7 protein-coding genes and 3 pseudogenes are annotated in these 9,631 nt (G+C 69.4%); 4 read left to right on the top strand and 6 right to left on the bottom strand.

Features of this window, described 5'->3' with window-relative positions; all coding sequences use genetic code 11:
* From ABZ749_RS20585 to ABZ749_RS20565, 5 genes and pseudogenes are all read right to left on the bottom strand, one after another.
* A pseudogene (locus ABZ749_RS20585) lies at positions 1-439 on the bottom strand (hypothetical protein); the annotation flags it as partial.
* A 151-nt stretch (positions 440-590) separates the two neighbouring features.
* Positions 591-935: pseudogene (locus ABZ749_RS20580) on the bottom strand (endonuclease V); the annotation flags it as partial.
* Positions 936-947: 12 nt separating this feature from the next.
* Positions 948-1,841, bottom strand: a pseudogene (locus ABZ749_RS20575) (M14 family zinc carboxypeptidase); the annotation flags it as partial.
* 1,074 nt (positions 1,842-2,915) lie between these two features.
* A complete protein-coding gene (locus ABZ749_RS20570; protein WP_357229988.1) occupies positions 2,916-3,869 on the bottom strand; it encodes a cyclase family protein in 954 nt (317 codons plus the stop codon).
* 195 nt (positions 3,870-4,064) lie between these two features.
* Positions 4,065-4,484, bottom strand: a complete 420-nt coding sequence (locus ABZ749_RS20565; protein ID WP_112583511.1) for a VOC family protein — start codon at positions 4,482-4,484, stop codon at positions 4,065-4,067.
* Between the two features lie 301 nt (positions 4,485-4,785).
* On the opposite strand from ABZ749_RS20565, the gene ABZ749_RS20560 reads away from it, so the two are divergent.
* Positions 4,786-5,286: a hypothetical protein gene (locus tag ABZ749_RS20560; RefSeq protein WP_357229986.1), complete on the top strand. Its 501-nt coding sequence runs from the start codon at positions 4,786-4,788 to the stop codon at positions 5,284-5,286.
* On the opposite strand, the gene ABZ749_RS20555 is transcribed toward ABZ749_RS20560, so the two are convergent.
* A complete protein-coding gene (locus tag ABZ749_RS20555; protein ID WP_357229984.1) occupies positions 5,229-5,663 on the bottom strand; it encodes a glutaredoxin domain-containing protein in 435 nt (144 codons plus the stop codon). The two genes, ABZ749_RS20560 and ABZ749_RS20555, sit on opposite strands and share 58 nt — an antisense overlap.
* Before the next feature lie 352 nt (positions 5,664-6,015).
* On the opposite strand from ABZ749_RS20555, the gene ABZ749_RS20550 reads away from it, so the two are divergent.
* From ABZ749_RS20550 to ABZ749_RS20540, 3 genes are all read left to right on the top strand, one after another.
* The gene (locus ABZ749_RS20550) at positions 6,016-7,437 is read left to right on the top strand and encodes a family 43 glycosylhydrolase (protein WP_357229982.1); all 1,422 of its coding nucleotides are present in this window, start codon (positions 6,016-6,018) and stop codon (positions 7,435-7,437) included.
* A gap of 156 nt (positions 7,438-7,593) precedes the next feature.
* Entirely contained in the window at positions 7,594-9,174 is a 1,581-nt protein-coding gene (locus ABZ749_RS20545) for an RICIN domain-containing protein (RefSeq protein WP_357229990.1), read from the top strand.
* 110 nt (positions 9,175-9,284) lie between these two features.
* Complete coding sequence (locus ABZ749_RS20540; RefSeq protein WP_357229980.1) at positions 9,285-9,623, top strand: hypothetical protein; 339 nt, start codon at positions 9,285-9,287, stop codon at positions 9,621-9,623.
* Positions 9,624-9,631: the final 8 nt, after the last annotated feature.

Below are 9,631 nucleotides of genomic sequence, written 5' to 3'. Positions count from 1 at the left end.
TGATGCCCACGCCCGTGACCACGAGACGGCCACCCGGCGAACCCGCCGCGAACGCCACCCGGTAGCGCACCGTGATGCCCTTGCCCTTGCACAGCGTCGGCTTCGACGGTGACGTCTGCGCTGTCGACACGGTGCCGGTGCCGCCGGTGACGGCTACCGGGAACCAGCGCCCGCCCGCGTTGACCTCGACCGCCACCTGGTTCGGTTGGAGGCCCTGCAGGCTGAAGCCCAGCGCGGTACGCAGCAGGACACACCCGTCGGTGCGCTTGCGCACCGCGACGTTCACCCCCTGCGCGGAACCACCGGCGGCGAAGCTGCTGGCCGCGCCCACCCGGACCGAGTCCTGATCGGCCAGCGCCGGTGACGCACCGAGCATCACCAGGCCGCCCGCAAGACCGCAGACCGCCGCGAGCCGTGCCACGCGTCGACGCACTGTCATGATTACCTCGCCGTTCTCCCCGGGTGGGGTCCGCCGGCCAGGCTACTACCGGCCCACCTGTCCCACCGGTCATAGAGCGCCCCGCATGTGTGCGGCGTTACGGTTTACCGCCCCTCCCACCGACCTCCTGAACGCTGGACTGACCAGCCAATCAGCGGGCGCGCTCCGCCTCGGCGAGGGCGTCACGGCACAGCCGGTCGGCGGTGCGGGTGGTCTCCGGCAGCCGGTAGCGCGGGGTCAACGCGAGCACCCGCGCCGCCGCGTTCTCCAGGCTCATCCGATGGCCGACGCTGACGAAGACCGGCTTCACCCCGTCGCGGGTCCGCAGCACCCGCCCGACGACCTCACCACCGTCGCGCAACGACGACCAGGAACCCCGCTCGGCGGACGGCGGATCCCACACCCCGACCAGCGGCGTCTTCGCCACGCCGATCGCGGGCAACCCGGTGACCACCCCCAGGTGGCAGGCGAGCCCGAACCGGCGCGGATGGGCCATCTTACGCTGGGAGGCGAAGTTGTAGAAGCTGTAGTTCGCCCCGTCGGGGTTGTTGGACAGGATGAAGAAGACGTCGGTGTTCTCGACGATCTTCTTCGTCTCCCGGTCGGAGCGGTAGTTGTGCACCAGACGTTCGGCCGACTCCAGGCTGGTCGTCGCCGGCACCCACTCGCGGGCATGGTCCTGCGCCTGGATGAGGACACCAGGCTTCTTGCCGTCACGGTGCTTGCCGATCCGCAGGACCGGGATCGTCGCCGGCCCGCGCGGCACCTCGCCCTCCGGTGCTCCGACGCGCTTCTGGTCGAGGAAGTCGGTCAGCGCGACCGGGCCAGCCGTCGGAGCGACGACGCCGGTGCCCTCGTTGGCGCGGTACGGGTGAGCCCGGTCGATGAGCCCCGCAGAGCGGGTCCGCAGCGCCTCGGCCACCTCGACTGCCGTGCTCTTCGGCGCACCCGAGGCGTCCGTGGCGAGCAGGACACGGACCGCCGTGCCGGTGACCTCCACCGCCAGCGGGAGATCCGGGTCCGGCCGGTCCACGAAGTCCACTGTGATGTCGTTGCCGCCCTGGTGACCCCAGGCGGCCGAGGAGACGACGACCGCCGACTGCCCCGTACCGCCGATCTGGGCCTGCGCCTTGCGTTGGTACCCGTTCGTCTGGTTCGGCAGGTAGACGATCTCGGCGATGTCCGGGTACTGCCGGGCAATCTCCCTGGCCCGGCTGTAGAGCTGCTGCGGATGCCGGTAGCCGTCCACGAAGTCCGACTTGTAGGACGGGTTCGCCGTCAGCGGCGGCGGGGCGCCCTCCAGCCAGTTGGAGACGACGCCGGTCGCGACACCACCGGTGGAACTCGTCAGCTTGATCTTGGCGGGGCGTACGTCGAGCTTGAACAGGTTCCGGTGGAACATGTACTGCCCCGAGTCGACGAACCGACTCATCGTCCGGGCGAAGCCGAACGGCGTGCCCTTCCCCGAGTCGTTCTCCAGCTGCATCCCGACGATCGGGTCCTCCTGCTGCCCCTCCGTGGTGCGCGCCTCGACGTAGAGGAAGCCCTGACCCTTCGTGGTGAACCAGTCGGCGCGGACGACGCGTACCGTCGCGTCGTGGTTCGCCGGCTGGGTGGCCCGCGCGCTGGCCGCGCCGATGCCAAGGCCACCGTCGGCCTCGTCGCTCCACGCGAAGCCCGCGTCGTCGCCGAGCACCTCGACGCCCATCGCCGTGAGTTCGGTGATCTGCTCGGCGGTCACCACCGCTTCGCCCTCGATGCCGTCAGGCACGCGCCGGAGGCCGTGTTCGAGGTCGATGCCGGCCGCGGACACCTTGTCCAGCATGTCGGCACCGGTCAGCCTGACGTGCACGAGGCGTACCGCTGCACGATCCTCAGGCTGGGATCGGCTGGCGGCGGCTGCGAGCCCCGTGGGATCCGCGCCCGCAGGGCCGGTCGTCACGAGGATGCTACCCACCAGGGTGGACAGCGCGAGTAGCGCGATGCGCCGCTGTGATCGCCGCATTCCCCCTCCTTCTGCCTACGACGGGTGATTGCCGGCGGACCGGTCCGGTGAGCGTATGCGGATGGGCGGCTTCAATGGTTCGCGTCGATCGAATTTGAGCATTCCTTGAGGCGACCGTCGATGGCGTCCCGCGCCGCCACGTCCGTACCCCGGGCAGCCTGTCCCCGGCGGAGGGAGCGCCTCCCCTTCTGTCGGGGAGGAGACCTGGTCCGCAGCCGGCGATCGTTTATCCATGGCCGTCGTTGAAGTACCGACCTGCTCCAGACCGTGGGCGCTGGCGTGTGCCGTGTTCGTCGCCGCCGCGGTGGCTCAGCGGCTGTACTGGATCGCGGGTGGCCGGTGCGGGTACACCGCGTGCGATCGCACCGATCTCGTCGATCCGACGGGCGGGTGCGGTGCGGACCAGGTCGTAGCGTGCACTGGTGACCGCGGTCGTGGCGAGCCCTCGGCGCGTCGGGTGTGCCGCAAGGGTCAGAATGTGGCGATCGGGTTGACCGGGCTGCCGGACGTGCCGACGAAGCGCACCGGTGCGACCGCCAGCTGGAAGTCCCACTGGCCAAGCTCGGCAGCCGTCGTCGCGCAGGCCTCCAGGTCGCAGTTGTCGAGCATCCACAGACCCATCGCGACGAGGCTCACGGCGTGGACCGGCATCAACACGTCGTCGTACCCCGACGGTTGAACGTCCTGTGGGGTGTCGGCGCCGATCAGCGCCACCCCCCGTTCGTGCAGCCACGGCAGGCAGGACGCGTGCCAGCCGGCCTGGGTGAAACCGCTGGCCGCACCGTTCTCGTGCCGGAAGCGCCCGTAGCCGGTCCGCAGGAGTACCGCGTCGCCGGGTCGTACCCGTACGCCCTGGCGGCGCTCGGCCTCTTCGAGGTCGTCGGGGAACACCCCCTGACCCGGCTCCAACCACGGCACACCACGGGCAGTCGCAACGTCGAGCAGGACACCACGCGTGACGATTCCGTTCGCGGCAGCCGTGACGGCCGCCCACGCCGAGCCCGTCGCGGGGTCGACGAACGAGTGCGACCGTCCGTTGTACATGGTGCCGTCCCAGTAGATGTGGCACGGCGAGTCGAGGTGGGTGAGGGTGTTGCCGTGGAACGAGATGCCGAGCCGCTCGGACGAGAAGCCCCAGCGCCTGTCGGCGTGGAAGGCGGGCGGCATGTTCTCCGCACCCGGCATGTCGGCGGTGCATGGGCACGTCGTCGTCGACCGTTCCATGTCTCCCGGCGCGGTGACCTCCCAGGCGCAGGACACGCTCCTGCCGTGCCGCACAGCCCGCGCCGCGGCGAGCCGGACGTCGTCGGTGATGTGGTTGAGCGTGCCGAGTTCGTCGTCGTCACCCCATCGCCCCCAGTTCGACAGCGTGTCGAAGTACCCGAGCACTTCGTCCTGGGTCGGCACCGGTCGCCCTGACGTCATGTCAGCATCGACTCCTCTGATCACGGGGGCTTCGAGTCATCGCAGGTCACTGTAGCCCGCCGCTTCATCGACGGAGGCTCGCAGGCAGCTCACGTGCGCTGCCGCTGCCCTACTCACTGACCTCGGTAACGGAGAGCGCCTCGTCCAGCCGACAGGCGGCCAGGTCGTCGTGGCGGATCACGAAGCTCCCGTGGGTCAGAGACCCTGACCCACCTCGACCAGGTAGCCGTCCGGGTCTCGCAGGTAGCAGCGGATCTCCGTTCCGTGGTCCTTGGGCTCGGTGAGGAAGTCCGCACCCCGGGACTTCCACTCCTCGTAGAGTTTCCGAATGTCCCGGACCCGGACGTTCATCGCGCAGCTCAGGGTGTTGGAGTCGGCCGGCGCCTTGGCCTGCACCGTCGGCTTGTCGTCCGTCGGACCGCCCTCGACGTTGATGATGATGTAACTGTTGAAGAACTTCATGATCAGCGGGCTGCTCTCGTGGACACAGGTCGCCCCGAACACCCGCTCGTAGTACTCCCGGGACCGCGCCAGATCGCGAACGATCAGCAGGGTCGCGAGGAACATGCCGTCCTCGGGCTCGAAGTAGTCGGGTGCCGGGTTGGCCAACGCCATGACCGTCCTCCTGTCGTCGCCCCTTCTCGCGCGCGAGAAGTCGGGCGACGGCGGTATCCCCCGGGAAAGGTGTCGAAAACGCCACCACGACGGGTGACGTCCCCGACTCACCTTCAGGAGTCGACTAGGTAGGCGTCGGCAGGCCGCCAACCCGGCAGGGGGAGAGATATCGCTCTGGCGGGGGAGGCTGCGCACCCTGCGGTGCTGCGATCGTCAGGTCACGACCGGTGGCCGGCAGCGGCGGGAAGGTCGCAGCGTCGGTGACGGCAGGTGTGGCCGAGCAGGGCGGGTTGGGGTGACGATGACGAAGCACGCTGTCCGGATGGCCCGGATGGCCCGGATGGCCCGGATGTTCGACGGCGAACGGCTCGTGGACGGCGGGGTGCTGGTCCTGCTCGACGAGGGGCGCGTCGCCGAGGTGCACCTGGGTGACGCCGAGGCGCCGGAAGGCTGGCCGGTGCGCGAGGAGCCGAACGGCACCCTGCTACCCGGCCTGGTGGACGCGCCCGTACACCTCTGCGCCGACGCTGGGCCCGATGCGCTCGGCCGGCTCGTGGAGCGTCCCGAGTCGGACCTCGACAAAGTCGTCGAGACGTCGCTGCGGACGCACCTGACGGCTGGCGTCACGACTGTTCGGGACCTGGGCGACCGGCGTGGCGCGGTGCTCCGTTGGCGGGACCGACATCACGGTGCTGCGCGGCCCGCTCGCGGTGTACCGCGCCGGTCTGCCGGTGAGATGAAGGGTCAGGATGCGCGGAGCTGCCCGCGGAGCCAGGCCCGGTCGGGGTTCACGACGGCCTGATCACCGAGCACGACGCTGGGCACTGTCTCGTTGCCGCCAGCTACCGCCCGAACGGCGGCGGCAGCGGCCGGGTCACGCCAGATGTCCACCCAGTGCGCCCGCCGGGCGAGCCCGCCGAGAGAGAACCGGAGCCGCAGGCAGTAGTGACAGCCGGGACGCCAGTAGACGATCGGCCGGCCGTCGACGGCGCTGGCCCGTTGCGCCTCGGCGGCGCCCACCGAGCGGGGAAAGGCCCACGGCGACAGCAGCAGCGCCAACACCAGGAAGATCAACAACTCGACGCCGCCGACGACGGGCAGACCGTCGGCCAGTTGCGTCACCGCCACCAGCACACCGCAGGTCGCCATCAGGATCGCCAGAATCCACCGTCGCAGCACGCCGAGGACCCTACCTCCAGGTACGCGGATGGCCGCTGTCCCGGCCAGGTGAGCGGCTGGCATACCTTGACAGGCATCGATGTTAACGCCAACATGAACTCCGCCACCTGGTAGCAACGCCACCGTCACATTCGCAGCCCTTCGTGCCTCTCCCCCGGTCCTGCCCGACGTCACCGCTCGGCGTCGACCGGATCGGCTACGGCATCGCCGCGGTGCTACAGGTGCTGGTGAATGGCCATTCCAAGCTCGCGGAGGACAGATGCCGCTGCCGTCCCGTCGAACCGATCCGAACACCCGTCGGGCCGTCCACCGGGGGCCTGCCGGCCACGGCGCCCCGCGGCGGGTGCGGTCAATGCTGGCCGCGATCCTGGTGGTGCTGTCCGTGTCGGTCGGCCTGCCCGTGGCCGCGCCCGCGCAGGCCGCGCCCGCCGTCAACTACACCAACCCGCTGGTGAACCAGCGGGCCGACCCGCACATCTTCCGGCACACCGACGGCTACTACTACCTGACCGCGACGGTGCCGCAGTACGACCGGATCGTGCTGCGCCGGGCCACCACCCTGCAAGGGTTGGCAACGGCGGCGGAGACGACGATCTGGAGCCGCCACACCAGCGGAGAGATGGGTGCCCACATCTGGGCTCCAGAGATCCACTTCATCAACAACCGGTGGTACGTCTACTTCGCCGCGGGCCGGACCGACGACGTGTGGCGGATCCGGATGTACGTGTTGGAGAACGCCAACGCCAATCCGTTGACCGGTTCGTGGACCGAACGCGGCCGGATCACCACACCCTGGGACACCTTCAGCCTGGACGCCTCGACCTTCGTCGCCAACGGGGTGCGCTATCTGACCTGGGCCCAGCAGGAGCCGGCCATCGGAAACAACTCCAACGTCTACCTCGCCCGGATGGGTGCCAACCCGTGGCAGATCACCGGCACCGTGACCCGGCTCGTCGTCCCGACGTACGACTGGGAGACCCGCGGCTACCGGGTTGCCGAGGGACCGGCGGTGATCCAACGAAACGGCCGGATCTTCCTGACCTACTCGGCCAGCGCCACGGACGCCAACTACTGCCTCGGGATGCTGAGCGCCTCCGCCAGCGCGAACCTGCTCGACGCCGCCTCCTGGAGCAAGAGCCCCAGCCCGGTGTTCGCCAGCAACGCGGCCACCAGCCAGTACGGCCCCGGCCACAACTCGTTCACCGTCTCCGAGGACGGGCAGAGCGACATCCTCGTCTACCACGACCGGAACTACCGCGACATCACCGGCGATCCGCTCAACGACCCGAACCGACGGACCCGGCTACAGAAGGTGTACTGGAACGCCGACGGCACCCCGAACTTCGGCATCCCGGTGCCCGACGGGGCCACGCCGGTACGGCTGCGGTCACACGACCAGGCCAGCAGCTACATCCGGCACTACGACTACCGGGCGCGGGTCGAGCCGAACGTGACAAACCTGGCCGACTCCCAGTTCCGCATCGTCAGCGGTCTCGCGGGCGGCGGTTCGGTGTCGCTGGAGTCGACCAACTTCCCCGGTTACTACCTCCGCCACCGGGGCTACGCCCTGTACGTGGAGAAGAACGACGGCTCCGCGCTGTTCGGCGGCGACGCGAGCTTCCGCCGTCAAGCCGGCCTCGCCGACAGCGCCGGGATCTCCCTGGAGTCGCAGAACTTCCCGGGCCGCCACGTGCGCCACCGCGACGGACTGCTCTACATCGAGGCCGTCAGTTCGAGCGCCGAACGCGCCTCGGCCACCTTCCACCTGGAGTAACCGCTCACAGGTCGAGGTGCCCACGGTCGCCGACACCCGTTCCGGATCGCCCGGAGCCCATTCCAGCCAGGAGGAGCGATGCCCTTCAGCAGCACGAGAAGACCGTCCGGCGGTGGGTCGTTCCGTCGCGGCCGGCGTACGGGCCTGGTGCTCGCCATGATCACCACGCTGGTCGGCGCCGCCGGTGCCGTTCTGGTCGGCGCACCGCCGGCAGCGGCGGCGAGCATCGACACCAACGCCTACTACGTCCTGGTCAACCGGAACAGCGGCAAGGTCCTCGACGTCCGGGACACCTCGACGGCGGACGGCGCGGTGATCCAGCAGTGGTCCCGTAACGACGGCGCGTGGCAACAGTTCCAGTTCGTCTCCTCCGGCAGCGGCTACTACCGCCTCAAGGCCCGGCACAGCGGCAAGGTCGTCGACCTCTGGGAGTGGAACACCGCCGACGGCGCCGAGTACCGCCAGTGGTCCGATGTCAACGGCACCAACCAGCAGTTCCAGGTTCTCGACTCCGACGGCGGCCACGTCCGGCTGATCAACCGCCACTCGGCGAAGGCGCTTGAGGTCTGGGAGCGGTCCACTGTCGACGGCGGTCGGATCAGCCAGTACGCCGACCAGAACGGGACGAACCAGCAGTGGCAGCTGGTCGCGGTGGGAGGTGTCAGCACGCCGCCGACCACCGGCTGTGGCAGCGGGTCGACGAACGCCGAGGCCGTACTCAGTGGGAGCACCTGGACGGCCCGCAACGGCTCGTCGACTGTCTACTCGGGTTCGGACATGCTGTCGGCGATGCAGGCGGCGGTCAACTCGCTCTCGGCGGGGCGTACGTCGAAGCAGCGGGTGGTGGTTCGCGGCTCCGGCTCGATGAGTGCGGGCTCGCGGTTGTCGCTGCCGTCGTACACGACCCTTGCCGTGTGCGGCACGATCAACGTGACCGGGTCGGGCTCGGGTGACCAGGCACCGGTGTACTCGCGGGGAACCACCGACGTCGAGGTGCAGAACCTCACGCTGACCGGTTCGCCGTTGTACGGGATCTTCATGCGCAACGTGAACAACCTGACCCTCGGGCAGATCGACATGCGCCTCTCCGCCGGTCTGGGCGTACGCATCGACAACCACGGCGGAGATCGGGCGGTCAAGGTGCGCAACATCCGCATCGACACCGTGTACGTGTCGGGGACCGGCACCCACGGGGTGGAGACGTACGGCGTGGACGGTCTGACGATCGGCACTGTCACCGCGAGGAACACCCGGGATTCCGGCCTGCTGCTCAATGACACGATCAACGCCACGGTGGGCACTGTCGACGCGCAGGGCGCCGGGGCCGGAACCGGGTACGCGGCGTTCCGGATGGCCAACCGCAACGGCCGGGTGGGCAACTCGTACCCGACCAACATCCGGGTCGGGACCGTGCTCGCGTCCGGCGGTGGCCGGGGGATCTTCTGCGTGTCCGAGTCCGGCGGCGCGGTCATCGACCGGGTGACGATCTCCAACACGGGGAACAACGCGATCCTGGTGGAGAACTGCTACAACGTCACCATCGCCGGGGTTTCCGGGACGGTGACCGGCGGTGGCGAGGTGCGGATCGCGGCCCGGAGCGAATTCCCGATCTCCTCTGGCATCCGGTTCCAGAATCTGACAGTCAGCGGCACCAACATCACCCAGAGCCCCTGTGGCGGGGCGAACAACACGATCAGCAACGTCACCCGGGTGAACTCGACGCTGACGTGGTGTTGACCCGGTGCGGAGCGGCCGCCCGGATCTCGGCGGCCGCTCCGAGCCGGATCGCGCCGGCCCGGACCGGTAGCGGGGTTTCGTCCGCTGGCGCTTGCGGGTAGCGATGGCCCATGAACCGCAATCTCGTCAAGGCTCTGCAGGTCGCGTGGGAGTTGCCGGAGTTCCGCACCGGGGTGCGACACGTCGTCGATCTCGATGAGGTCGCGGTGCTGCTGGCCACGCTGTCCGTCCCGGACCATGACCACGAGGTGGAACGCAGCCTGCTGAGCCTGCTGCGGTCCGCCCTGGACACTGTCGAGATTCGCGAAGCGGTGTTGCTGCTGCTGGAGCAGGACGAGGTGCGCGGGCCGCTCGTCGCGGCGGCGGTGGCGGGCACGGCCTCTCCGGAGCCTCGTCCAACAACGGTGGGGTCGTCATCGACCTGTCCATGCTCAACAGGGTTCAGGTGATCGACGAG

Source organism: Micromonospora sp. NPDC047753 (genome assembly GCF_040642735.1).
Classification (GTDB): Bacteria; Actinomycetota; Actinomycetes; order Mycobacteriales; family Micromonosporaceae; genus Micromonospora.
The sequence above is the reverse complement of the archived record's forward strand: the minus strand, read 5'-3'. Positions and strand labels throughout refer to the sequence as shown.

What these genes read in the sequence shown, in the direction of transcription:
- ABZ749_RS20565 (WP_112583511.1), bottom strand. Translation starts at nt 4,484, where the DNA reads ATGGCGTTGGCCAACCCGGCACCCGACTACTTCGAGCCCGAGGACGGC.
- ABZ749_RS20550 (WP_357229982.1), top strand. Translation starts at nt 6,016, where the DNA reads ATGCTGGCCGCGATCCTGGTGGTGCTGTCCGTGTCGGTCGGCCTGCCC.
- ABZ749_RS20570 (WP_357229988.1), bottom strand. Translation starts at nt 3,869, where the DNA reads ATGACGTCAGGGCGACCGGTGCCGACCCAGGACGAAGTGCTCGGGTAC.
- ABZ749_RS20560 (WP_357229986.1), top strand. Translation starts at nt 4,786, where the DNA reads ATGACGAAGCACGCTGTCCGGATGGCCCGGATGGCCCGGATGGCCCGG.
- ABZ749_RS20540 (WP_357229980.1), top strand. Translation starts at nt 9,285, where the DNA reads ATGAACCGCAATCTCGTCAAGGCTCTGCAGGTCGCGTGGGAGTTGCCG.
- ABZ749_RS20545 (WP_357229990.1), top strand. Translation starts at nt 7,594, where the DNA reads ATGATCACCACGCTGGTCGGCGCCGCCGGTGCCGTTCTGGTCGGCGCA.